Below are 24,782 nucleotides of genomic sequence, written 5' to 3'. Positions count from 1 at the left end.
GAAATGCCAATGGCCTAAAAAATGGGCAAAAGCCTATGGGTACAGCAGGATGCCAGAAATGAGACACCCCCGTCGTAGGACGGAGGTGTCGGTATCAACTGGCGTGACGAGAAGCGCTAGGTCAGCGCGCCGATGACGGCCTCAATGCGCTTCTTCATGGTCATCGCGTCAAATGGCTTGATGATGTAATTGTTGACGCCAAAGGAAATGGCTTCCTTGACCTGCTCCTTGTCCGAGCGGCCCGTCGCCATGATGAACGGCATGGCCTGCGTCCGCGGATGCTTGCGGATCACCTTGAGCAGGGTAAGGCCGTCGATATCATCCATGTTCCAGTCGGAAATGATCAGGTCGACATTCGACTTTTCCAGCTTTCCCAGGGCATCGCGACCAGATTTGGCCTCGATGATGTCCTTGAAGCCCAACTGGGTCAAAATGTATTTGGCGATGCCTCGCATCGACTGCTGGTCATCAACGATCAGGACGCTGACAGCGCTTGCTTTTGGCATGGTCGTTCTTACCTCTACGCGCCTTCGGCCTTCGGGCCGCACTTGGTGCAAACTCTAGGCATCAAGCGTTACAAATCTCTCAATTGCCCCATTGGCATTGTTCCCGGTCGCTCTCAGGCCGCGGATTTGAGCCGCACCAGTGCATTAGCCAGCTTGGCGGCGATCTGCTCGACCGGCGCCTGTTCCACCACGGCACCCTCCTCGAAGGCCACGCGCGGCATGCCGTAGACCAGTGCCGAAGCCTGGCTCTGGCCGACCGTGTAAGCGCCGGCGTCGCGCATCAACTTGAGACCCCGGGCACCATCGCGGCCCATGCCCGTCAGAATGGCACCGACAGCCATTGCGCCAACAGTCTTGGCGACCGATTCAAACAACACGTCGACGCTAGGCCGGTGGCCGCTTTCCAGACTGTCCTGCGCCAGGCGGCATTTGAGCTGGCCCGACGATTTTTCGACCCGAAGATGGAAATCTCCGCGGGCCACATAGGCGTGACCGGGGAGCAGCGGCATGCGGTCCTCAGCTTCGACCACCTTGAGGGCGCACAGCTCATCCAGCCGAGCCGCGAACCGGCCGGTGAAGCCTGCAGGCATATGCTGGGCGATGACCACGGGCGGACAATCCGCCGGCAGTTCGCTGAGCACGGCACGGATGGCTTCGACGCCGCCGGTAGACGCGCCGATCGCTATGAGGGCCCCTTCCGGCGCTGCGGCCGTCTTGAGCGGCGACTTGTTGACGTGCGGAACTTCGGCCCGGCTCACGGCACGGCCGCGGACGTCGGATTTGGCGGCAGCACGGATCTTGTCGCGCAGGCCGGCGCCGAACGCGTCAAGGCCGCCGGAGAATTCCGCGCTCGGCTTGGCTACGAAGTCCACAGCGCCCAGTTCGAGAGCCAGCAGCGTCTCGCTGGCGCCTTTCTTGGTCAACGTCGATACCATGACTACAGGCGTCGGGCGCAGACGCATCAGCTTTTCGAGAAAGGCCAGCCCGTTCATGTTGGGCATTTCGATATCGAGCGTCACGACATCGGGGTCGAGCGCCTTGATCTTTTCGCGGGCATCGATCGGGTCGACGGCCGTGCCGACGACGTCGATATCGCCATCGCGCGTCAACATACGTCCCAGCACCTCGCGGATGAGCGCCGAATCGTCGACGACCAGTACCTTGATGCTCATCATGCAGCTCGCTTGTTCAGTTTTTCCTTGGACTGGTAGATGGTCTTGCCCACCAGCCGGAATCCTTCGCCACCCGAACCCACATTCTCGGAATGGCCGATATAGAGAAAGCCTTCGGGCGCAAGCATCTTGCCGAACCGGCCGAACACTTCCCCCTGGGTGGGCTTATCGAAATAAATGGCGACGTTTCGGCAGAAGATGGCGTCGAACGGCCCCTTCATCGGCCACTGGCCGATCAGGTTGAGGGGCTTGAACGAGACCAGCTCGCGCACGGCATCGGGAATGCGGATCATACCCTCGCCACCGCGCTCGAAGCGCCGGGCCCGCTCGGTCGAAAGGCCGCTGAGCTCATTTTCGGGATAAACCCCGCCGGCCGCCTTGGCGATCACGGCCGTGTCGATGTCGGTAGCCAGGATCTTGAAGTCCCAGCGCTTGAGGTCAGGGAAGGCCGCAAGCAGGTCCATGCCGATCGTATACGGCTCCTGACCTGTCGAGCACCCCGCCGACCAGATCCGGAGCCGCGTCCCGCGCGGCCGATCCGAGATCAGCGTTCCGACATAGTTTCGCAGATGATCGAAGTGGTGATCTTCGCGATAGAACCGCGTCAGATTGGTGGTGAGGGCGTTGACGAAATCCTGCCCGTCCTGAGCCGTGCCGCCGCGCTCGAGATAATCGATATAGGCGTCGAAGTTGGGCAGCCGCAGCGCCCGCACGATCTTGGAGAGACGGGAGACGACAAGGGTTCGCTTGGCATCGCTGAGCGAAATGCCGGCCACGGAATAGACCCGAGCCTTGATGCGCGCGAACTCCCGCTCGCTGAGGGAGAATTCCCCCTGTTCCATGCAACCACCCCTTGTATGCCGGTTTCTTCCGGACCTAGCTGGCGGCGCGCTGGCCGATGCCGGTCTCCTGACCAAACTGCTCGACCACCGGCCTTGCGGCTCCCTGGTTGACAGTTTTGCTGCTACCGGCTTCCGCAATCAATGTGATACTGGCCGAGCCATTGCTTAGATTGCGTAAATTCTCGCGCAGCGACGCGGTGATTTTTTGCAGGTCGCCGGCTTCGTCGAGGCCGATCCGCGCCTGGGCCCGGCCCTTGTCGGCGATCACCCTGATGTCCTTGGCGGATCGGTTGGTGATCTGGGCCAGCTGGCGCACTTCGTCGGCGACGACGGCGAAGCCCGCGCCCTTCTCGCCAGCCCGAGCTGCTTCGACGGCCGCATTGAGTGCGAGGAGATTGGTGCGGAAAGACACGTCTTCAATGCCCGCCGTCATGGTGTCGATTTCCTGCGCCATGCGCGCAATCTCGCTGACAAGTGCACGCGTGCGGCCAGCCGCCTGCTCCACCTGCCCGGCCAAGCCCTCGGCCTCGTCGCTGCGACGCCGCGCTACAGCCAGCTCTGCCTCGAGACCGGCCATCTTACTCACGCCTGCCGCCAGGGCCTGCCGTCCTGTCTCGGCAGCCTGTTCGAGTTCCTGGGCGCGCGCTTCGAACTGGGCTAGCAGGGTCTTGACCGAGCCGAGACGGGTTTCGAGTGCCAGCCGAGCCTGCGCTTCGTCGCGTTGCTGTTCGTCGAGCCCGGCGAAGAGATCGATCACCAGTTGCGCCTCGTCGGCAAGCGGCAATGCGGTGTCGGCGATCGGTTCGCCTGCCATCACCGCGCGCAACTGGGCCAGGCCGTCGTCGAGCGTCTCGAAGGCCTCGTTGAACCCAGCAAGGGCCGGGCGGCCCGCCACCGAATCCGCATCGAAGCGGAAGCCGGTTTGCCCCAACCGCAAGGCGCCCAGGGCGGATTCGAGATTGTCGTCCTCGATGAAGTGGCCGGCCGGCTGCAGTTCCAGCGCGTAACGGCCCGAGGGCAAAGGACGCCTGTGGGCGACAAGGCGCTTGCCCTTGAGCAGCACCAGCGCCTCTTCGGGCGCCCCGCCACCGCGTTGGAGATAGCCCGGACCGAACAATCCATCCAGCGTCTCGCCCTCACGAGCCTGTGGCGCTAGATGTTCCATGCCCTTGCTCGCTGCCAGGATGACCCCGTGCTCGTCGATGACCAGCAATGGGGCATCCATGGCGCCGATGGCGGCACGGAAGTGATGTGCGCGCTCGAGGCGATTGCCGAGCCGCGAAACGATACTGGCGATCGAAAGAGCCTCGCCCGGGCGATCGGACAGTCCGGCGGCCTGGGCCACCGCGGCCAGCCGATGCGCGTCGCGCCGGTCGGCAATGGCTCCTGATATGGCGCAGCAGGCGATGGCAAGGCCGGCCATGCTTCCAGCGGCCGCGAGCCAACCGGGCCCCGGTCCCATGGCCAGCAGCAACCCGCCGGCCGCACCGCCCCAGAAGCACCAGATCCCGGCCGCGGCCAGCATGAGCCGCAGTCCCCGGTGAGGAGGACGCGAATCAACGGCAAAGGCGGAATGGTCGGCCATAACCAGACCCTAAGCCCAGAATGGTTAACCAAACCTATAGTGCAGCCCCATGCAGTAAGACTTTCGAAAGTAAAAGTGGCCGGAGCCACTAGAACAGTTCGATGTCGTCCACCGGTGCCGGCACCACGACGCGGCGCTTGGCCAGCGCCATTTCTTCCTTGGCCACATTGGCCCCAGCATCACTGTCGAGGCGCTTGACGAAGGCTCTCCCGGAATGCGGCTTGAACAGCACGCGACGGGCGAACATGCCCCCAAGATCTTCGCTGGTCGCGACATATCCTTCATCGGCCAGAAACTGGCGAACGAATTCGATATTCTTTGCTCCGACATCGTCGAGTGCCGAATTGATTTTTCCACCGCCGAAGACCTTGATCTCAAGATTGGCCTTCTTGCCCGAACCCTGGCTCAGGACCTTGTTGATCAACTGCTCCATGGCGAAGGCGCCGTAGCGTGCAGAAGCGCCGTAGCGATCCTTGGCGGAACCGGACTGCTCGGCGAGCAGGAAATGGTTCATGCCCCCTACCAGCGCGACCTTATCTCGTACGCAGGCCGAGATGCAGGACCCGAGGACGGTGGAGAAGGTGATGTCGGCGGCATTGGAAACATGGCAGTCGCCCTGATGGACGGTCGTCACCACCCCACGGTCGAACTCGGGCGGCAGGGTATTCGAAAGGGGCATTTTCGCTTCATCTACCTCTACGGGCGAATTGTTCCCATCGTAGAATTAAACTCGTTAGCCAATCGCTAACCACGCCATACGAGTTCGCGGCACGGCGCTGAAACAGCAAGGAGGAGTTTAGAAATCACGCTATAGGGTTGCTGGAACGGGGCTAGGAATACCGACTAATGTCACTGCAGAAACTCGCGAGAGAACTGGACGAGACGGCGCGACAAACCGCTTCGATGCTAGAAGGCATCACCGAAGCGCTTGAAATGCTCGCCGAAAAGCAGCTGGGCAAGGATCCCACCGTCCGCGAGGCGGTGCAACTCATCGTAACCGCCCTTCAGGGACAGGACCGGATCGAGCAGCGCTGCCATAACATGGCCCTGGCAGTGCGCCAGTTCGCGCTCCTTCCGCCGACCGCTCCAGACAGCGTTTACGACGAGATCTGGTCCAGTCTCACCCTGGACGAACTGCGCGTCCCTGCGCTGTCGGGAATTGCCGCTCACCAGGCCCACGGCGACGCCGAACTCTTCTAGACCTCGATAACTCGTAGTCGAAACGGGCGCCGCAGGGCGCCTTTTTGCTTTGGGAAAATGCTTACGGCCTTGCCAGGTGAAGACGTTTCGGCACCTGCCGCCACGGCAAACGTGCCAGACGCTGTTGCGCCAGGAAGCCAAGCAGCCCAAGTCCGACGCCGCCGGTGATGGCCACAATGTCGTCCACTGGACGCGGCAGGTGCATGCCGGTCAACGGCATGATCACCTCGGGCACGAGCCGGTGCAGCAGGTAGATCATGAATGCTGCTCGCGCGATGTGCATGGCGCCGAGCACCAGAACACGCGGCATGCGCACCTGCGGAACATGGACCAGCACCGCGACGACACCCAGCAGGCTCATGTACTTGATCCAGCCGCCGTACCAGTTTCCCCCCATGTATGCGGCAGCGCTGAGAGCGATAGCAGCTGCGCCCATCAGGATCAGACGCTGACGCGCGCTTTGTGCAAAAGCGATGCACCACCCCAGCGCGAAGAGGTAGAAGACCCAAGGGACGGTAAACTGCGACCGGCCTGAATGCAGTGGCCAGAATTCAGGTACCAGGCGCAACAGCAGCGCCAACACGAGCAGGGCCATCCCCGCTTCGAACGGGCGGCTAGCAATCAACTGTCTCACCGGTGCCGGCCAACAGAGGATCAGAACCAGAAGGGTCATCTGCATATAGGCTTCGATGAACCAGTAGAGATACGGCAACATCAGGTGGGTTTCTGGTGCGGTCAGCCCGAAATTTGAGACCAGCAACAGCGATGCCCATGGCATTTGTCCCCACGCGACCGCAAAGCCCAGAAGCACAAGGACATAGGGGCCCAGAACACGTAGTGTCGGCTTAAGAAACGCGACAGGATCCCACTGCACCAGGGGTTCCCGTCGATGCTGCGCGACACTGAGCCCCAGCAGGATGATCATGGCTGCGGCGCCGCCATAGACCGGCCACAGCGTCTGGTGCGTCACGACCACGGCCAGAATAGCGAGCGCCCGCACCAGGATCGGCGTTGCGACACGGGTGCCCATTTCGAGGGGCACCTGCTCGAGCTGCGCGATCGACTGATACTCCCACCGATCTGGTACGCCGCCGAAACGATGTTCCAGCTCCAGCGAGAGTTCCACATGCTGCAGGCTGTCGCCCCCAAGACTGACAAAACTGTCCTGTGCTGCGACAGGGTGTGGCGCGAAGGTTTGGGCGAAGGCCGGCAAGACGTCGCGCTGCTTGGGTCCGGTTCCTTCAAGCTTGCGCAAAGCAACATAGTCCACCTTGCCACTGGCAAGCCGAGGCAGCTCGGGCACTGGAACGAGCACGATGTTCTGCGTCCCGATGCCCGCAAGGCGCGCTGCCTGTTCGGTCATGCCGTCAAGGGCTCCCGACGACGCGATCCAGATTGATTTATCATTGCCCCAGACCGCAACGTCGTGGCCGGCCTGTGCAAGAGCCTGCTCCAAGGCATCATGACCAATACGCAGCCCTGCGATCTTCGACATCCGGGACCGCCGCCCGGTGATCCGATAGATGCCATCGGCGTCTCGCGTCGCGAGGTCCCCGGTGAGGAGCTGTTCCAGTTCCGGACCCTTGCCGAGATCTTCTGCTGATTCAGCATATCCCATCATGACGTTGGGGCCGCGATAGACCAGCTCGCCTTCCATGCCCGCCTTGGTAACGGCACGCCCCTTTTCGTCCATCAGCGAAAGCGCTCCGCCTGGAATTGCCCTGCCGATGGCCTCTGGAAAACGAAGTGCGAGATCATCGGGCAGATAGGCGATCCGCGCGGTCGCTTCGGTCTGACCGTACATCACCACGAAACGTCCTTGCCGCTCCGCCATGGTGGCCGCCCAATGGCGCACGCGATCGGGCTTCATCGCCCCGCCGGCGACCGTGAGGCAGTTCACCCGCTCAGGCAGGGATCTGTCGAGCCCGGCGCTTTCAAGCAGCGTAAAATGATGCGGCACACCGGCGAGACTGGTTGCACCCGACGCGTTCAGAGCTTGCTTGAATCCCGGCGCGAGAACCGATTGATCCGCAAGCCAGAAGCTGGCGCCGCGGATCAGGTGCGAGTGGAGGACAGACAAGCCGTACGAGTAATGGAGCGGCAGGACCAGTGCCGCGCGGTCCGATGGGGTGATCCTCAAGTATTTGGCGATCGCGTCGGCATTGGCTTGCACGGCCGACGCTGACAACCGGACGCCCTTGCCTTGGCCCGTGCTGCCAGAAGTCTGCAGCAGCAGCGAGAGGTCGGGATGGATGTGCGCGGGATGGTCGTGAAACGCAAGGCGATGCTCACCGTCGACCCGTTGCCAGCTTGCCCCTGGCCGGAACCGCTCGACCGCAGTGGCGGCGAGTTCTGGATGGTCGGTGAGCAGTGGCATCACCGCATGGCCTGCACCGAGTGCCCCCACATATCTGGCGATGGCCTCGGGTGTAGCTGCCATCTCGAGCGCGATGAGCTGCGGACGTGACGGCAAGGCATTGGCTGCCGCCTCCGCCATATCCGCCAGCTCGGCGTAACCGAAGATGCGGCCATCGTGCACGAGACACGGAGCGGACCCGAATGCGCGCAATTGCTGCGGAGCGAAGAACATGAGACCACCAGAGCCTATCGCCCGGGCGACTAATATTGCTGACCAAACAAGTCAACTTCAAAGTGTCGCGGCAATGCCCGATCGGAAGTCTTTGCGCGTGTCCTAATGAAAAAGGGCGCCTCTCAGCGCCCTTCGGAAACAAGTCGGACTATAGGTAGACCTAGCCGTCCATCTTGGCACCGCTGACCACGGCATGGAGATCGATGAGGCCGACCATGCGGCTATCATGCGTGACAATGCCATTGAGCAGCTCGGTGTCGATGGAATTGCCTTCAGGCACGTTGTGGATGTCGTCCTTGGAGACGGTCAGAATGTCGCTGACCGCATCGACCAGGATGCCGACCCATTTGTCGCCCACGCTCATTACCACGACGACATGGTTCTTGGTGGGAGAGGTCTGTCCGTCGCCAAAGCGGGCGCGCAGATCGAAGATCGGGACGATGGTGCCACGCAGGTTGATGACGCCGCGAACGAATTCGCGCGTATTGGGGAGTGGGGTGGCACCGTTCCAGGCACGGATCTCGCGCACCGTGGTGATTTCCACGCCATAGGTTTGCTCGCCGATCGAGAACGCGATCAGCTGCAGGGTATTCTGTCCAGCCAGTGCCGACTTGTCGCTCACATCGTCGCGGAGGCTCAACGCTTCCATGTTACTCGCCCTTACTCAAGGCCCATTCTGGGCCGATTACTTGCCATTCTAGGGCGTCATTGACGCCAATTGATTAACGCCGCCGCCGCACTCAGGCGGCGTTTTGATGCAGATGCGTGGTGCGCAGGCCCTGCACGTCGACGATCAGCGCCACGTTGCCGTCGCCCAGGATCGTTCCCCCGGCAATGCCTTCCACCCGCTCGAAGTTTTCCTCGAGCGACTTGATCACCACCTGCTGCTGACCGATGATGTCGTCGACCACGAGCGCCACCTTCTGGCTGCCCTCAGTTTCGCACAGCACCACGAACTGGTCGTCCGCCGCGGTGTGCGTGGACAGGCCGAAGCGCTGTCCCAAGTCGATGACCTGCACATATTCGCCGCGCACCTGCAGCACGCGTCCGCCCGAGGGCACGCGTTCGAAGCTGGCGCGCGAACACTGCATGGTCTCGACGATCGAGGACAGCGGCACCACGTAGGGTCCGCCCCCGACCTTGACCAGCATGACGTCGAGCACCGCCAGCGTCAGCGGCAGCCTCAGGGTCATGCGGCAGCCCTTGCCGGTCCATGAACGCACATGCACCGAGCCGCCGATCTTCTTGATGTTGGACAACACTACGTCCATGCCGACGCCGCGGCCGGAAATGTCGCTGACCGCCTCGGCAGTAGAAAAGCCGGGCGCAAAGATCAGCTGGTCGATCTGCTCGTCGGTGGGCGTGAAGTCAGGCGCAACGATGCCCTTGTCGCGCGCCAGCTTGAGCACGCGCTCGCGATTGATCCCGGCCCCGTCGTCTTCGACGATGATCAGGATATTGCCGCCAGCCTGTTCGGCTGAAAGGCGGATCGTACCCGATTCAGGCTTGCCCGCCGCCAAACGCTTTTCCGGGCTTTCAATGCCGTGATCGGCCGAATTGCGGATCATGTGCGTCAGCGGATCGGAGAGTTGCTCGATCACCGTCTTGTCGATTTCGGTGTTCTCGCCGATGGTCTCGAGCTTGATCTTCTTCGAGGTCTTGGTTGCCAGTTCGCGCACGAGGCGCGGCATGCGGCTGAACACCGACTTGACCGGCTGGGCACGGATGGCCATCACCGAGTCCTGCAATCCGCGCGTCGTCTGTGCCAGGACCTCGAGGCCGCGCACCAGTTCGGTATAACGGGCGCGCAGCGTCTCATCCATCTGCTGGGTGAGCATGGACTGGGTAATGACCAGTTCGCCCACCATGTTGACCACGCGATCGACCTTGTCGAGATCGACACGGATCGACTGCACGCCGACGGACCGGCCATTGCCCTCGTCGCTGTCGCCACTGGGCGGCGCGACCCTGGCCACGGCAACGGGCGCAGCTTCGGGCTTGGGCGCAACCATTGGCGCGGCCGGCATGATTTCCTCGGCCAGGGCGGCAAAGCTGAGGCCGGGGGCCTCCTCGAACGCATCTTGCGCACCGACTGGGGTGGCCGGCTTTTCGGGCGTAAATTCGGGAACGGGCACGTCGACTGCCTCGGGTGCCTTCACCTCGTCCTCGGTCAGGGCCATGAGGCTTGCAAGGTCAGGCTCGGCGGTGCCGGCCACGACCGGGTCGTCCACCAGCAGGGGCAGGTCGAAACCGGTATCGGTGAACGAGGGAACGACGCCCGCCTGCGCGATGACGATATCGCAATCGCCGTCGACGAATTCGAAGACTTCGCGGATCGCCGCTTCCGTCAGACCCGGGGCCAGGAGGGTGATTTCCCAGGCGCAATAGACCGCGAAGGGCTCGAAATCGGACAGCGCCGGAATGTCGGTGAGCACCGCCCGGACCTGCATGGTGCCGAGCGCGGCAAGTTCGCGGAACAGCAGCAAGGGGTCGTTGGCACGTGCGTATAGCGCGCGGTGCGGGGTAAAGCGGATTTCCCACTGGCCTTCGGCCGCTGCCATGGGGGCGCTCTCGAACACGTCCTCGACCGGTGCCTCGCCCGTCGGCATGGCCTCGAGATTGACCATGACGGGGGTGAAGTCGATGTCGAAATCCTCGACGATTTCACCGCCTTCGTCATCGTCCTCAGACGCCCTGTCACCGCGGGCGATCGCGTCAAAGCGCGCCTTTTCCTCGGCGCCATAGTCGGCCGGCAGCGCCTCGCCCGACTGGGCGGCGTTGACATGGTCGGCCACGATGTCGTTGGCCTTGATGCAGAGGATCACGACGTCGTCGGTCAGCTCGACGCGACCATCGCGGACATAGTCGAGCAGGGTCTCGTAGGCATGCGCAAAGCCCACCAGAGCCGAAAACCCGAACGCACCGGCGCCACCCTTGATCGAGTGAATGGCCCGGAACACCGCATTGAGCCGGTCCGAGCCGCGCTCGCCCTCCTCGATGGCGGCGAACTGCTCTTCGAGCTCGGTCAGGAGTTCCGAACATTCGTCGAAATAGGTGGCCTTGAAGTCGTCGAGATCACTCATGCTTTTAGGCTTCCAACCCTTCTGGGTCCGATCGGTGTGTTAGTGCACGACGCGGTGAATGACGGAAATCAGCTTTTCCGGATCGAAAGGCTTGACGATCCAGCCGGTACCTCCGGCGGCCTTGCCCTGGTCACGCTTGTCCTGGCTGGTTTCGGTGGTGAGGATGAGGATGGGCAGCGAGTTGTGCTGGCCGCTGGCGCGCACGTTCTTGATGAACTCGATGCCATCCATGACCGGCATGTTGATGTCGGTGATCACGACGTCCACATCCTGGGCCTTGAGCATGTCCAGGCCCTGCTTGCCGTCCTCGGCCTGCAGAACTTCGAAACCGGCATTGCTCAGCGTATGGTGCAGCATGGCCAGAATGGTGCGCGAGTCATCGACTGTGAGTACGCGTAACGTCATGGTGTGATCATCCCCGAAAACTGGGTCCCTAGTCCCAGTCGCTCGATTGCGGTGGTCATTGCCGCACTCGGCGCTTCAATCTTGAAATCAAATTGGTGTCTCCGGGCCGTTTCGGCCGCACTGACCAGCATCAGCAAGGCATTGGTCGACACCCGCTCGACGGCGCCGGCCTGAACCGTGACCGGCCCCTCCTCCAGCGCATCGATGAGCACGTCGCGAATGCCGTCAATGGCATCGAGGTCGATGACCTCTGGCAAGGCGACCGTTTGCTTGGCTTGCTTGGACATGTTCGTGAAAGTGCCCCCGGAGTATTCTCCACGGGGCATATTCGGCCTGAACGGTTTAGAAATAGCTAACTATGAGGCGTGCCCGCAGGGATCGGGCGCGCCAGTGGCGCGACTGAAGCCGAATAGGCACTGAGAGCTATGGTCGAAAGGCTAGACGCTGATGTCACCACGCAACCACACGGTCCTCGGGTTACGCCCGAGGACGGCGCAGTGGATTTACAACTGCAAGCGATAGGCACTGACGCCGGAAAGCCTTGCCCCCACCCCCGCACAGCGCTATCGCAAACCTAGTGCACGAAACCGGACCGCCCCATGCCCCCCAAAATCGCCCTGACCGGCATCGCCCGTGACCTCGCCAAGCGCGCCGAAGACGGCAAGACCATTCGCGTGGGCGTCATCGGTTCGGGCGAAATGGGGACCGATCTCGTTACCCAGATGAGCCTGATGACCGGCATCGAAATGGCCGCGATCGCCACGCGACGTCCGCATACCGCGCTGGAGGCGATGACGATCGCCTATGGCGACGACAGCATGGGACGCGAAGCCGACAGCCCGGCGGCAGCCACCGCTGCCATCGAGCACGGCAAGATCGCCATCACCTCGGCTGAAACGCTGGTGACGACGCCCAATATTGACGTAGTGATCGACGCCACCGGCAAGCCGGGCGTCGCCGCCGACTACGACCTGACCGCGATGGAACACGGCAAGCATGTAGTGATGATGAATGTCGAAGCCGACGTTACCATCGGGCCCTATCTGAAGGCGCAGGCCGACCGCCTCGGCGTCGTTTATTCCGTCGGAGCCGGCGACGAACCGAGCTCCTGCATGGAACTGATCGAGTTCGTTTCCGCGCTCGGGCTAGACATCGTTGCTGCCGGCAAGGGCAAGAACAATCCCCTCAAGCATGACGCCGTCCCGGACGATTATCGCGAGGAAGCCACCCGCCGGAACATGAACCCGCGCATGCTGGTCGAGTTCGTCGACGGCTCCAAGACCGCCGTCGAGATGACCGCCATCGCCAATGCCACGGGACTCGTGCCCGACGTACCTGGTATGCATGGCCCTGCCACCCATCGCGACGACATGGCCAAGGTGCTGATCCCCAGGGAGGACGGCGGCATCCTCAACCGGTCCGGCGTCGTCGATTTCACCATCGGCAAGGGCGTCGCGCCAGGCGTCTTCGTCATCGTCAAGGCCGAGCATCCGCGCATCATCGAGCGCATGGACGATCTCCATATCGGCCACGGACCGTATTACGGCTTCTTCCGGCCCTACCATCTGACCAGCCTCGAGGTGCCACTGACCTGCGCGCGCATCATGATGTACGGCAAGCCCGACATGGTGCCCCTGCCCCGTCCGGTTGCCGAAGTCTGCGCGGTCGCCAAGCGAGACCTGAACCCGGGCGAAGCGCTCGATGCCATCGGCGAGACCTGCTACCGCTCCTATGCCATGACGGTCGTCGATGCGCGCGCTGCCGACGCCCTGCCAGTGGGCCTGCTCGAGGGAGGCAAAGTCATCGCTCCGATCAGGAAGGGTGAGCTGATTACCCGCGCAAACGCCGCCCCCGACATGACGACCCGGCTGTACGCCTTGCGGCGCGAACAGGATAAAATGCTGGGGCTGCACTAGATTATTTCTGCGCGCCGCATTGAGGCCGTCGTTAGGGGCAGAATGGGAATGAACCGCTGACGACAGGAATCTAATCGGATGCCACGCCGCCTTGCCACCCTTTTCGCCATTCCGCTGCTGCTGCCTGCCATGGGGCACGCGCAGGGTGTGGGCGAGCCGGCACCGCTGCGCGATTGCCGTGCCCTGCTCAAGCTGACGCGCGGCGAACTCATCGCCACGCCCGACACGTCAGTGGAGGACGTGACCGGCGGCTGTCGCTTCACCTGTATCGGTTTTGTCGCCGACTTCGGCGTACGCTTCGATGTCGAGGAGATGATCCTTCTCAGCCCGAACCTGCTCGAAGTCTTTCCCCGCAATGAAACGCTGGTGTCCGCCGACCTGACCCTCAACGGCTTCTCGGTGGAATTCGCGCCGCAGCAAAAGCTCGACCTGCAGCTTGTCTACACCACCGAGCCTGATGCATTGACCGCAGAACTCGAGCGTGTCGCCATCGACGCGGGCGAACTCGGGCGCTTCGAAATCAGTGCATCTCTCTCGGAATTCGACAATACCGCGCTCGACATGATACTCGCGCCCGACGAAAGCGGCCGCATCCACGACTTCCGCATCGCGCTGGAAGACAACGGTATCGTCGACCGATTGCTCGGCCCCCTGTTCATCGGCACCGACAAGTCGGTCATCAAACAGCAGATCGGGGTTTCCACCCTGGTGCGGGATTTGCCTGAGCAGATGATCTCGATGGCCAGCGCGGAAGCCATCGTCCGGTTCATCACCGCATTGCCGGAGCCAACCGGCAACTGGTCCCTGGAGTTCGAGAGCGCAGGAGGGTTACCGCTCAATGCGCTCAACAGTGCCAGCGCTCTCGAATTTCTAGCGAGCCTGCCAGCCGACGCCGCGATCTCGGCGACGGCCGACTATCGGCCATAAGGGCCGCGGCGGAGTTAGCCGCGGATGGCGATCTTGCCCTTGCGGCCGGGCTCGCCGCTGGCGCGCGCCGCTTCCGCGACTTCGGAAATCGGATAGGCCTTCTCGATATCGAGCTGAAGCTTGCCAGCAGCCGCATCGCGCACCAGTTCGCCCAGAAGTTCACCGATCCGCTCGGGCTTGACCGGTGGCTTGGCACCCCAGAAACCCTTTACGGTAATTCCACGGAACAGCAGGTCGGAGGCCGGCAGCTTCAGCGGGCGTCCGGTCATGGCACCGAAGCTGACCAGCACGGCACCATCGGCAAGGATGCTCGCCAGCTCGCTCGCGCCGTCACCGCCAAGAGATTCGATGCCTCGGACGATGGGCGCACCACCGGTGATGGCCTTGACCTTGTCGCGCCAATCCTCGCTTTCGGTGGCAACGACATTGGCTATGCCCAGCGCTGCCAGTTCATCGACGGCCGCGGCGCGGCGCACGATCCCCACGACGTTGACGCCGAGTTCTCGACCATACTGAGCGACAAGCTTGCCCACGGCGCCGTTCGCCGCGTTAAGGGCGATCCAGTCGCCCGCCTTCACGTCAATCGTATCGAGAAGCATCTTCGTCGAGAGCGGCATCGAAACCAGCTGGCACGCGGTTTCGTCGCTGACGCTGTCGGGCACCGGCACCAGCCGCGCTGCATTGCCCAGATAGTATTCGGCCCAGGCCGCCTCGGCGCCGCCGGCAACGCGTTGACCGACCTTGAGATGCGTGACGCCTTCGCCCAGAGCCTCGACGATGCCGACCGCCTCAGTGCCCGGCACGGCCGGCAGGCTCGGCTTGAAGCCGTATTGACCGGCAATGGTCATCAGGTCGTGGTTGTGAACCGGTGAAAGCACCATTCTGATCAGGACCTGGCCTGGACCCGGCTGTGGTCGCTCCGTATCCTGCGCGGCAAGGACTTTTTCCGGGGTTCCGAATTGGGAATACACGGCACTTTTCATGGCCAGCTCCTGTTGTTGAGCCGCTGACATAGGCGCCTTGACCTATACGTCAACCCTGGCGCCACTGCATGGCAGGCGAGCGCAAGGCGCGACCCTCGGCGATCAGCCCTGTTGTGGCTGGCCACCGATGAACTGCACGGCCCTGGCGCCGCCTTCGATACCCGCCGCAAGGCAGGAGCCATGTTGCACACCGCGCAGCAGCGCGGCAACAAAGGACGCGGCGAACGCATCGCCTGCCCCGGTCGTGTCGACCACCGACACGATCGGGGCGGGCTGGCTGTGGCTGACGCCATCGCGACCGCCGACGGCGGCGCCGAAACGGCCGCGCTTGATCACGACATGTTTGAACTGCTCGCCCAACGAGCGCATCTGGCCATCGAAATCCGCTTCCGCGGTCAAGAGCTCCGCCTCGCCTTCATTGGCAAAGATCCAGTCCGCGGGGCCCACCCAATCGCGAAACATCTGCGGGCCGACCTCTTCGAGAAAGCCGATCGAGGCCGGATCGATGGCGATAGGAATGTGCCGGGCACGGGCCGACCGGAGCAGTCCCTGCACGGCGCGACGCGGTCCCGAAGCAAAGAAACTGTAGCCCGAAACCAGCACCAGGCCGACACCATCGAGAAGCGTTTCGGGCAGGTCTTCGGGTCCGAGATTGAGATTGGCGCCACGATCGGTGAGAAAGCTGCGCTCCCCGCCGGGATCGAGAAGAGTGACCAGCACGCCGGAAGGCAGATCGCGATCCCCGGCAAGGACGGGAACGACGCCGAGGCCGCGGAAGTAGTTTTCGTACATGGCACGGTCCGTGGCGCCGACGCGGGCCGCGAACAGCACATCGGCTCCCGCCGCCCCCAGCCAAACCGCCTGGTTGGCACCCGACCCGCCGGGCCGGTTACGAATTTCGGCGCGCCGGTCGGAACCGGGAACCATCGGTCCCTCGGGCCGAACGATGATGTCGGTCATCACGTCGCCGACGACGAGGACCCGTGCACTCATGCGGGACGCTGGGCAAGCTGGCCTGACAGCGCCAGGGCGATCTGCGCCGCAACCTTGGCGTTGTTCTTGACCAGCGCGATGTTGCTTTCCAGCGACTTGCCGCCGGTCAATTCGAAAATGCGCTGCAACAGGAAAGGCGTCGTGGCTTTACCCTTGATGCCTTTGGCGTCGGCATCGGCCAGCGCCTGGGCAATGAAGCCCTCGATCTCGGACGCTTCCCAGGCATCGGCTTCCGGGATGGGATTGGCGATCAGGACGCCGCCCATGTTGAGATCGGACTGGATGGCAAGCATCCGCGCAACCTCGACCGGCGTATCGAAGCGCTGGTCGACCTTGAAGCCGCTGGTGCGGGCCCAGAAGGCGGGGAAATCGTCGGTGCCGAAACCAAGGACAGGTACGCCGTTGGTTTCGAGCACCTCCAGCGTCTTGGCGATATCAAGGATCGACTTCGCGCCCGCGCAGACCACCGTCACCGGGGTGCGGCCCAATTCCTCGAGATCGGCGGAAATGTCGAAGCTGTCCTCGGCGCCGCGATGCACGCCACCGATGCCGCCGGTCGCGAAGATGCGGATACCGGCGAGCGCGGCGATCTGCATCGTCGTCGCCACCGTGGTGCCCGCCATGACGCCGCGCGCGAGCAGGCTCGCCATGTCGCGGCGGCTAGCCTTGGCGGCGGCATGGCCTTCTTCGGCCAGTCGCTGCAGATCCTCGCCCGAGACCCCGACGCAGAGCCGTCCGTCCATGATGGCGATAGTCGCCGGTACCGCGCCGTTTGCGCGCACGACGTCTTCGACCTCACGGGCCATTGCCAGGTTTTGCGGATAGGGCATGCCGTGGGTGATAATGGTGGACTCGAGGGCCACGACCGGCTTGCCCGCGGCCAAGGCCGCCTTCACTTCGGCAGAGATCGACAGATAAGCCTTCGCGCCCATTTTCCACACCTTTGCAATGTCGGGATTGCCGCACCTGGCGGCCGATTTGGCCGTGCTTGTGCGCCCGGCCGGTCATGCGGTCAAGTCCCGCAAAATCTTGACCCATTTCGCCTTGTCGGACATGGGGTTTGACGATAATTTGCCGGTACAAGAGAGGGAAAGGGTACTTCGCTGAACAGGTCAAGCATTGACGGCGCGATGCCCGCGCCTCGATACGCGCCCCGACCAGGGCAGATCGCAGCGGTTTTTCCCAGCGCTTTCGCGCGCCACCTCATGCCGCAGCCAGCTACCCATTCATCGCATTTTCCGGGGTCTCAAAGATGAGGGCCCGGAGCTGAGCCGCGGCTCTTTTCCGCGGATGACGCAGGCCCTGCGTCGAACCGGCCGTCCATGAGGACGCCAATCGCCTCCCACGGTCCCAACAGGAGACTCCAACAATGAAAAAGTCGCTCGCCATTGCACTTGGCGCCCTGATGGCCGCGAGCCCTGCCTTCGCGCAGGAGGAGCCGGTCCTCAACGTCTACAACTGGTCGGACTACATTGCCGAAGACACGATCGCCAATTTTGAGGCGGAAACCGGCATCAAGGTCAATTACGACGTCTACGACACCAACGAAATCGTCGACGCCAAGCTGCTCGCCGGCAATTCCGGCTATGACATCGTCGTGCCCTCGGGCAACTTCCTCGAGCGCCAGATCCAGGCCGGCCTGATCCTGCCGCTCGACAAGTCCAAGCTGCCGAACCTGGCCAATCTCGATCCTGCGGTGATGGCAACCGCTGCCAGCCAGGACCCGGACAATGCCCATGCCGTGCCCTACATGATCAACACGATCGGCCTGGGCTACAATGTCGCCAAGGTGGAGGCCGCACTGGGCGCCGATGCCGACCTCGAAAGCTGGGACCTGCTGTTCAAGCCCGAAGTGGTCGAGAAGCTCGCCGGTTGCGGCGTCGCCGTCCTCGACAGCCCCTCCGAGGTGGTCGGCATCGCCCTGCATTATCTGGGCCTCGATCCCAATTCGGAGTCCACCGAAGACCTGGCGAAGGCTGAGGAATTGCTCAATTCCATCAAGCCCTCGATCCGCTACTTCCATTCGAGCCAGTATATCGACGACCTCGGCAACGGCGAAATCTGCCTGGCCCTGGGCTATTCCGGTGACATCTTCATCGCTGCCGACGCCGCCGCCTCCGCGGGCCAGGGTAACGAGGTCACCTACCTGATCCCCAAGGAAGGCGCCGCGACGCTCTTCGACTTCCTCGCCATTCCCGCCGATGCCCCGCATCCGGACAATGCGCACAAGTTCATCAACTACATCCTCGAGCCCGAGGTCGTGGCCGCGATCACCAACTACGTGTTCTACGCCAACCCCAACCTGCCGGCGCTCGAATTCGTCGATGAGGAAGTCAAGACCAACCCCGGCATCTATCCGCCCGCGGAAACCATCGAAAAGGCATTCGTGATGAAGGCGCATACGCCTGATTTCGAAGAGACCTTGACCCGCACCTGGACCCGCATCAAGACGGGTCAGTAACACCCGATGTCCGGGGCGGCGCCCGTCGCCGCCCCGCCCTAACCTTTCCGGCAGAGCGTCATGGCAAAAAAACCGCAGCTTGCGATCGATACCCGCCCCTGGCGCGATACCGCCAACAACAAGCCCTTCGTGCGCATCAGGAACGTATCCAAGAAATTTGGCGACGTGATCGCGGTGCATGATGTCTCGCTCGACATCTACCGCTCCGAGCTTTTCTGCCTGCTGGGCGGATCGGGCTCGGGCAAATCGACCCTGCTGCGCATGCTGGCCGGCTTCGAGCATCCCACTGCGGGCACCATCGAAATCGATGGCCAGGACATGACCGACGTCGCGCCCTACAATCGCCCCGTCAACATGATGTTCCAGTCCTATGCGCTGTTCCCGCATATGACCGTCGAGCAAAACATCGCCTATGGCCTGAAGCGCGACCATCTGCCCAGGGCAGAGATCACCGCGCGCGTGGCCGAGCTTCTCGCCCTCGTGAAGCTGCAGGACTATGGCAAGCGCAAGCCGCACCAGCTCTCGGGCGGCCAGCGCCAGCGCGTCGCCCTTGCCCGCGCCCTGGCCAAGCGCCCCAAGCTCCTGCTTCTGGACGAACCCCTCGGCGCGCTCGACAAGAAGCTGCGCGAGGAAACCCAGTTCGAACTGGTCAAGATCCAGGAACAGCTCGGCGTCACCTTCATCGTCGTGACCCACGACCAGGAAGAGGCCATGACGCTCGCCACGCGCATCGGCGTGATGAACCTGGGCGAAATCGCCATGATCGGCGAGCCCACCGACATCTACGAATTTCCCAATTCCCGCTTCGTCGCCAATTTCATCGGCTCGGCCAACATGGTCGAGGGCATCGTCACCGAGGATGAACCCGACCACGTTCGCATCCGGTCGGCGGAACTGGGTTGCGACATCTATGTGGGCCACGGCGTCGACTGCGCGCCCGATCAACTGCTCTGGTGGGCCATCCGCCCGGAGAAAATGGTGCTCAGCCGCGAGCGGCCGGAAGGTCTCAACGGCGCCAATGTCACTTCGGGCATCGTCGAGGAAATCGCCTATCTGGGAGATATCTCGGTCTATCAGGTGCTGCTCGAGAGCGGCAAACGCCTGCGCGTAAGCCAGACCAATTCGGTGCGCGGCAACCCCGACGCCATCACCTGGGAAGAACGGGTCTACGTTTCCTGGGACGCCGATGCCGGCTCGGTGCTGACATCATGACCGTCGCGCGCGACCCAACCATCCCGCCGCCGCGGCGGCTCAAGCCCTGGACCACGGTGGAAAAAAGCCTCGCCAAGGTCGGGATTACCGGCCGCATGCTGGTGCTGGCGGCGCCGGTACTCTGGCTGCTCGTGTTTTTCCTTATTCCGCTGGCCGTGGTCTTCGGCATTTCGCTGGCCACCAAGCAGTTTGGCCGTCCGCCCTATTCGCCGCTCCTCACCACCGAGGAAGGCACGGTGCAACTCACCCTGCATCTCAACAATTATATCCGCCTCTTTACCGACAATCTCTACGTCGCCGCCTACCTGTCCTCGATCCGCATCGCCGCGATCTCGACCATCATCACCCTGCTGGTCGGCTACCCCATGGCCTACGCCATCGCCCGCGCCTCGGACCGCTGGCGGAATATCCTGCTCATGCTGGTGGTGCTGCCCTTCTTCACGTCTTTCCTGCTGCGCGTGTACGCCCTCACCGGCTTCATGCGCGGCAACGGCGTCATCAACCAGTTCCTGGGCCTCTTCGGCATCGAGCCGCTGGTGATGATGCAGACCGATTTTGCCGTCTATGTCGGCATCGTCTACACTTATCTGCCCTTCATGATCCTGCCGCTCTATACGACGCTGGTGAAGCTCGATACGTCGCTGTTCGAAGCATCGGCCGACCTTGGCGCCCGGCCGATCCACACCTTCCTTTTCGTCACCCTGCCGCTGTCGCTGCCCGGCATCATTGCCGGCTCCATGCTGGTCTTCATCCCGGCCATCGGCGAGTTCGTCATTCCTTCGCTGCTCGGTGGCCCGGAAACGCTGATGATTGGCCGCGTGCTCTGGGACGAATTCTTCAGCGCCACGAACTGGCCGCGCGCCGCCTCGGTGGCGGTCGCCATGCTGGTCGTGGTGGTGGTGCCGATCATGCTGTTGCAGCGCGCCCAGGGCGCGGTGGTGGAGAAGTAACATGCGCAAGGGCTGGTTCCTCCCCATCGCCGCGGCACTGGGCTTCTCGTTCCTCTACGCGCCCATTGTTTCGCTGGTCATCTTCTCGTTCAACGAATCCAGTCTGGTGACGGTCTGGTCGGGCTTTTCGACGAAGTGGTACGCAGCGCTGTTCAGCGACCCGCAGCTGCTCGGCGCTGCCTGGCTCAGCCTGCAGATTGCAGCTCTCTCCGCCACCATCGCCCTGGTGCTGGGCACGCTGGCCGCGGTGGCTCTGGTGCGCTTCAGGCGCTTCCGGGGCAGGACGCTGTTCTCGGGCATGGTCTCGGCCCCGCTGGTCATGCCCGATGTCATCACCGGCCTCTCGCTGCTTCTGCTGTTCGTGGCCATGGAAAGCGTGCTGGGCTGGCCGCAGGGTCGCGGCATGCTGACCATCGTCATCGCCCACGCCACCTTCTGCACCGCCTATGTGTGCGTCGTCGTGCAGTCGCGGCTCAGCGATTTCGACCGCAGCCTCGAGGAAGCGGCGATGGACCTTGGCGCTTCGCCGGTTCGGACCTTCTTCGACATCACCCTGCCCATTATCGCTCCAGCGCTGGTGTCGGGATGGCTTCTGGGCTTCACCCTGTCGCTCGACGATCTCGTCATCGCCAGCTTCGTCTCGGGCCCGGGATCCTCGACCCTGCCCATGGTGATCTTCTCCAAGGTGCGCCTCGGCGTCTCGCCTGACGTCAATGCCCTCGCCACCATCATCGTCGGCATCGTGGCCCTGGGTGTCCTGGCCGCGACGATCATCCAGCTGCGGAGCAAGCCGAAGAAGGCCGGGGCCTGAGAGGCAGAGTTAGGGTGATAGGGGGCGGTCGGCTTCCGGCTCGGAGTGACCTGAACGCAGACAACACATTGGTCGAGCCATGGTTCTGCGACGACGAGATTGTCACGTTGCAGATCTATCGACAGCGATATTTCTCAGGCCCCCAAGCCTGTCGGCAAACCGTTCGTCATATGACCAACGGATCTCGGCAAAGAGGATGGCAATGCGCTGGCTGGCAGGTTGTGTTTTGACAATTCTGGTCGCTGCCGCAGTTGCAGGCGGCTACTTCTATTGGCTTCACGAAGCGCCACGCGCCACCGGGCCCCTTGCGCAGGATCTGATCACCAGCTTTGACCCCGATGTGAGGAGGCCGGATCTCAGGGCTGCGTTCGCTGCCCACGTCGACCCCGCCCTGAACATTGAACAGCAATTGCTCATTTTCCTTGCCAATGGCTTCGACTGTTCCATCAGTCCGGTCCAGGCCACCGGCAGCCAATACCTCACATACCGCAGACCAATCGAGGGCCGGCATTATTGTGATCAGCTGTTCTACTATGTCTATCAGACAGCTCAGGGTGCGATCGTTGAGAGCCTGGCGACAACGGTTCATCGCAGCGATAGCGAACGAGTCCTCGGACGTTGCACCTATGAGCCGTTCCCTGACGATGGACGCATCGCGCCGTATCCGCACGACGCTCAGGTCGGTGGAACGCAATAGAAGGCAAGAAGACACGACGGTGATGGCCGCTTCTGCAGCAGCCGCGCAAACGACCGCAACAGCGTCACCCCCTCGTTCTCGTGACTTTACAGTCCCGCAAATCAGGCGCATGCTCCCCTTATGTTCAACCAATGCAAAGGAGGTGATCCAGTGTCTTATGAGATTTTGGTGCTCGAAGAAGGTCTGGGATTTCGTGTGATGACTGGGAGTGATCTCGGCTAATCCACGCCTCCTCGGGTCTTACGAGACCGATTAACTCAGGGAAGGGCCGCTCGCACGAGCGGCCCTTTTCTGTTTCGCTTGACGCGCGGCGATAAGCCATTGATACCGCTGGCCGAGCTATTTCTGGGGAGCTGCCCGTGTCGGCCAACTTCGTTCTGACCCTTTCTTGCACCGATCGTCCCGGCATCGTGGCTGCCGTTACCACCGAGTTGGCCGCGCTCAAGGCCAACATCGCCGAAAGCAATCAGTTCTGGGATCGCGAGACAGGCCGCTTCTTCATGCGGCTGGCCTTCACCGCGCCCGAAGGTGTCAGCCGCGACACTCTTGAAAAAGCGCTGAAATCGCCGATTGAACGGTTCGAAATGAAGACCGCGCTCAGCGACGAAAGCCGCCGCAAGCGCGTGGTCATCATGGTCTCCAAGTTCGACCATACCCTGTTGCACCTGCTCTATCAGATCCGCGTGGGCTGGCTCGATGCCGAGGTCGCCGCCATCGTGTCCAATCACGAGGACGCCCGCAAGATTGCCGAGGATGCTGGCATCCCCTTCCACTATCTGCCAGTCAGCAAGGACACCAAGGCGGAACAGGAGGCCCGGGTGCTCGATATCGTCAAGCAGAGCGGCGCCGATCTCGTCGTGCTCGCCCGCTACATGCAGGTGCTGTCGGACAATCTCTCGACCCGCTTGTTCGGGCAGGTCATCAATATCCACCATTCCTTCCTGCCCAGCTTCAAAGGCGCCAAGCCCTATCACCAGGCGCATGAGCGCGGCGTCAAGATCATCGGCGCCACTGCCCATTACGTGACCCCCGATCTCGACGAAGGCCCGATCATCGAGCAGGAAACCGCCCGCGTCACCCACGCCATGAGCCCCGACGACCTCGTCGCCGCCGGCCGCGACGTCGAAAGCCGCGTCCTCGCCCGCGCCGTCAAGCTGCATCTCGAAAGCCGGGTCATGCTGAACGGCCGCAAGACAGTGGTGTTCGGGTAAATTCGCGGCTGGTCTGCGCAGCAGATTGAAGGTTCCAGTTGAGCCTTTGAAAGCAAGAACGCCATGAGCGCTCATGGTCTGCTCGCCTGAAATCGTTCCACCGGAGCGATTTTGCCTTTGGACGGGCTCTCAGACAGCCAGCTCTTCCAGATTGAGCGAATCCGCCAGGCTCGTCCGATCTAGGACAGCGCGGGTGGCCAGCGTCACGCGTTCGAAAACGTGCCGGATTTCGCAGCTGGCCTCATCCTTGCAGTCGGTGCAGCGGCGATAGGCGATTTTGGAAAGGCACGGCAGTGGCGCGATCGGCCCGTCGATCAACCGCAGCACTTCGCCATAGGTGATTTCCTCGGGCGCGCGGAGCAACTCGTAGCCACCCATGCGGCCGCGCCGCGAGTTGACGATTCCGGCGCGCTTGAGCTCGAGCAGGATCTGTTCGAGGAACTTCTTGGGAATGGCCTGATCCTGCGAGATTTCACCGATCATCCGGCTCTGGCCCCGTCCCGCCCGTGCCAGCGCGACCAGCGCGCGAAGCGCATACTTTGCCTTTTGAGAAATCATGCCGTCCGTCCCCGCCTGCCGTCAGCCTTTCGGCTCAGGCACCACTGGAGGCACCTCACCCGGCTTGTCTTCCGTCTTTTCCGGTTCAGCCTCATTATCGGACGGAACGTTTACGATCTCGTCTATAGCAGGCGGCGCTTCACCGATCGATGGCGTGGGCTGAACCGTTTCGACGCTTGCGGGCGGGACCACCTCCGCCTCGGTTTCGGCGGCGTCCGAAGGCTCTTCGGGATCGGCCACTGGCACAGTCTCCACAGCGTCGACGACCGGTAGCACCGGATCGGGCTCGGCACCTGCGGGCGCGGCCTCAGCAAGGAGGCTGGTCTCGTCCGCAACCGTGGCCGGCACCTCCGCTTCGGCTGCGGGCTCGGGCTCGGGCTCGACCGGTGGTCCGAGCACGATGACCTCGGGAACAGACGCTGCCTCATCCTTGACTGCGTCCTGGCTCTTCGGTGCAGCATCCTCCGCATCATCGCCGAGCGGCACTGTGTCAGCAGCAGGCACAATCAGTTGAGCTGCGACCTCCTCGGCCACATCAGGTTCGGTTGCCGCCGGCTCGGCTGGCTCGGCCTCAGCAGGGACCGGAGCGACGACTTCGGTGACAATGGCGGCGACGGCCGCCTTGGATAGAATATTCTCCGCCAGCGGCAACCGGGGCTCTGCAGGCTTGATGGCAGCGC

At 62.8% G+C, this 24,782-nt stretch carries 23 protein-coding genes; 9 read left to right on the top strand and 14 right to left on the bottom strand.

Going from position 1 to position 24,782, the window contains the following annotated elements; genetic code table 11:
- Positions 1-116 precede the first annotated feature (116 nt).
- The 5 genes from CCK88_RS17530 to CCK88_RS17510 all read right to left on the bottom strand — a co-directional run bounded on the left by CCK88_RS17530 (position 117) and on the right by CCK88_RS17510 (position 4,784).
- The gene (locus CCK88_RS17530; protein ID WP_067451702.1) at positions 117-506 is read right to left on the bottom strand and encodes a response regulator; all 390 of its coding nucleotides are present in this window, start codon (positions 504-506) and stop codon (positions 117-119) included.
- Between the two features lie 113 nt (positions 507-619).
- Positions 620-1,678, bottom strand: a complete 1,059-nt coding sequence (locus CCK88_RS17525) for a protein-glutamate methylesterase/protein-glutamine glutaminase (protein WP_210189963.1) — start codon at positions 1,676-1,678, stop codon at positions 620-622.
- Complete coding sequence (locus CCK88_RS17520; RefSeq protein ID WP_086471831.1) at positions 1,678-2,520, bottom strand: CheR family methyltransferase; 843 nt, start codon at positions 2,518-2,520, stop codon at positions 1,678-1,680. The genes CCK88_RS17525 and CCK88_RS17520 overlap by 1 nt, the downstream gene beginning before the upstream one ends.
- 34 nt (positions 2,521-2,554) lie before the next feature.
- Positions 2,555-4,045: a methyl-accepting chemotaxis protein gene (locus tag CCK88_RS18815; protein ID WP_280173831.1), complete on the bottom strand. Its 1,491-nt coding sequence runs from the start codon at positions 4,043-4,045 to the stop codon at positions 2,555-2,557.
- Positions 4,046-4,193: 148 nt separating this feature from the next.
- The gene (locus CCK88_RS17510) at positions 4,194-4,784 is read right to left on the bottom strand and encodes a chemotaxis protein CheD (protein WP_086471829.1); all 591 of its coding nucleotides are present in this window, start codon (positions 4,782-4,784) and stop codon (positions 4,194-4,196) included.
- Between the two features lie 167 nt (positions 4,785-4,951).
- Between CCK88_RS17510 and CCK88_RS17505 the strand changes: the two genes are divergently transcribed.
- Positions 4,952-5,305, top strand: a complete 354-nt coding sequence (locus CCK88_RS17505) for a hypothetical protein (protein WP_140049038.1) — start codon at positions 4,952-4,954, stop codon at positions 5,303-5,305.
- A 61-nt stretch (positions 5,306-5,366) separates the two neighbouring features.
- Here CCK88_RS17505 and CCK88_RS17500 read toward each other — a convergent pair whose 3' ends face one another.
- The 5 genes from CCK88_RS17500 to CCK88_RS17480 all read right to left on the bottom strand — a co-directional run bounded on the left by CCK88_RS17500 (position 5,367) and on the right by CCK88_RS17480 (position 11,670).
- Entirely contained in the window at positions 5,367-7,895 is a 2,529-nt protein-coding gene (locus tag CCK88_RS17500; RefSeq protein WP_086471827.1) for an AMP-binding protein, read from the bottom strand.
- Positions 7,896-8,055: 160 nt separating this feature from the next.
- Entirely contained in the window at positions 8,056-8,544 is a 489-nt protein-coding gene (locus tag CCK88_RS17495; RefSeq protein ID WP_086471826.1) for a chemotaxis protein CheW, read from the bottom strand.
- A gap of 91 nt (positions 8,545-8,635) precedes the next feature.
- The gene (locus CCK88_RS17490) at positions 8,636-10,978 is read right to left on the bottom strand and encodes a chemotaxis protein CheA (protein ID WP_086471825.1); all 2,343 of its coding nucleotides are present in this window, start codon (positions 10,976-10,978) and stop codon (positions 8,636-8,638) included.
- 39 nt (positions 10,979-11,017) lie between these two features.
- Positions 11,018-11,383 carry a response regulator gene (locus CCK88_RS17485; protein ID WP_086471824.1) on the bottom strand — a complete coding sequence of 122 codons (366 nt, stop codon included), beginning with the start codon at positions 11,381-11,383 and terminating at the stop codon, positions 11,018-11,020.
- A complete protein-coding gene (locus CCK88_RS17480) occupies positions 11,380-11,670 on the bottom strand; it encodes an STAS domain-containing protein (protein ID WP_170926543.1) in 291 nt (96 codons plus the stop codon). Before CCK88_RS17480 ends, CCK88_RS17485 begins: the two co-directional genes overlap by 4 nt.
- Positions 11,671-11,982: 312 nt before the next feature.
- Here CCK88_RS17480 and CCK88_RS17475 point away from each other — a divergent pair, with 312 nt between their 5' ends.
- Both CCK88_RS17475 and CCK88_RS17470 read left to right on the top strand, forming a co-directional pair.
- Positions 11,983-13,299, top strand: coding sequence for an NAD(P)H-dependent oxidoreductase (locus CCK88_RS17475; protein ID WP_086471822.1), 1,317 nt, complete (start codon positions 11,983-11,985; stop codon positions 13,297-13,299).
- Positions 13,300-13,377: 78 nt separating this feature from the next.
- Positions 13,378-14,226 (top strand): hypothetical protein, encoded by an 849-nt coding sequence (locus CCK88_RS17470; RefSeq protein ID WP_086471821.1) that lies wholly within the window; start codon positions 13,378-13,380, stop codon positions 14,224-14,226.
- 14 nt (positions 14,227-14,240) lie between these two features.
- Here CCK88_RS17470 and CCK88_RS17465 read toward each other — a convergent pair whose 3' ends face one another.
- The 3 genes from CCK88_RS17465 to CCK88_RS17455 form a co-directional block, all read right to left on the bottom strand.
- Positions 14,241-15,209 (bottom strand): zinc-binding dehydrogenase, encoded by a 969-nt coding sequence (locus CCK88_RS17465; RefSeq protein WP_210189962.1) that lies wholly within the window; start codon positions 15,207-15,209, stop codon positions 14,241-14,243.
- Positions 15,210-15,311: 102 nt separating this feature from the next.
- On the bottom strand, positions 15,312-16,202 hold the full coding sequence (locus CCK88_RS17460) for a carbohydrate kinase family protein (RefSeq protein ID WP_086471819.1): 891 nt from the start codon (positions 16,200-16,202) through the stop codon (positions 15,312-15,314).
- Positions 16,199-17,134, bottom strand: coding sequence for a pseudouridine-5'-phosphate glycosidase (locus tag CCK88_RS17455; protein ID WP_086471818.1), 936 nt, complete (start codon positions 17,132-17,134; stop codon positions 16,199-16,201). Before CCK88_RS17455 ends, CCK88_RS17460 begins: the two co-directional genes overlap by 4 nt.
- A 437-nt stretch (positions 17,135-17,571) precedes the next feature.
- Between CCK88_RS17455 and CCK88_RS17450 the strand changes: the two genes are divergently transcribed.
- The 6 genes from CCK88_RS17450 to purU all read left to right on the top strand — a co-directional run bounded on the left by CCK88_RS17450 (position 17,572) and on the right by purU (position 23,544).
- Positions 17,572-18,663, top strand: a complete 1,092-nt coding sequence (locus CCK88_RS17450; protein ID WP_086471817.1) for a polyamine ABC transporter substrate-binding protein — start codon at positions 17,572-17,574, stop codon at positions 18,661-18,663.
- A gap of 60 nt (positions 18,664-18,723) precedes the next feature.
- Positions 18,724-19,875, top strand: coding sequence for an ABC transporter ATP-binding protein (locus CCK88_RS17445; RefSeq protein ID WP_086471816.1), 1,152 nt, complete (start codon positions 18,724-18,726; stop codon positions 19,873-19,875).
- Positions 19,872-20,825 (top strand): ABC transporter permease subunit, encoded by a 954-nt coding sequence (locus CCK88_RS17440; protein WP_086471815.1) that lies wholly within the window; start codon positions 19,872-19,874, stop codon positions 20,823-20,825. The genes CCK88_RS17445 and CCK88_RS17440 overlap by 4 nt, the downstream gene beginning before the upstream one ends.
- A gap of 1 nt (position 20,826) precedes the next feature.
- A complete protein-coding gene (locus tag CCK88_RS17435; RefSeq protein ID WP_086471814.1) occupies positions 20,827-21,636 on the top strand; it encodes an ABC transporter permease subunit in 810 nt (269 codons plus the stop codon).
- A gap of 202 nt (positions 21,637-21,838) precedes the next feature.
- Positions 21,839-22,333, top strand: coding sequence for a hypothetical protein (locus tag CCK88_RS17430; RefSeq protein ID WP_140049037.1), 495 nt, complete (start codon positions 21,839-21,841; stop codon positions 22,331-22,333).
- Positions 22,334-22,692: 359 nt separating this feature from the next.
- Positions 22,693-23,544, top strand: coding sequence for a formyltetrahydrofolate deformylase (gene purU, locus CCK88_RS17425; protein WP_086471812.1), 852 nt, complete (start codon positions 22,693-22,695; stop codon positions 23,542-23,544).
- Positions 23,545-23,673: 129 nt separating this feature from the next.
- Here purU and CCK88_RS17420 read toward each other — a convergent pair whose 3' ends face one another.
- Entirely contained in the window at positions 23,674-24,102 is a 429-nt protein-coding gene (locus CCK88_RS17420; RefSeq protein ID WP_086471811.1) for an RrF2 family transcriptional regulator, read from the bottom strand.
- Between the last annotated feature and the right edge of the window lie 680 nt (positions 24,103-24,782).

Origin of the sequence: Devosia lucknowensis (assembly GCF_900177655.1) — a bacterium.
GTDB lineage: Bacteria > Pseudomonadota > Alphaproteobacteria > Rhizobiales > Devosiaceae > Devosia > Devosia lucknowensis.
This window is presented reverse-complemented; position numbering and strand designations above follow the sequence as displayed.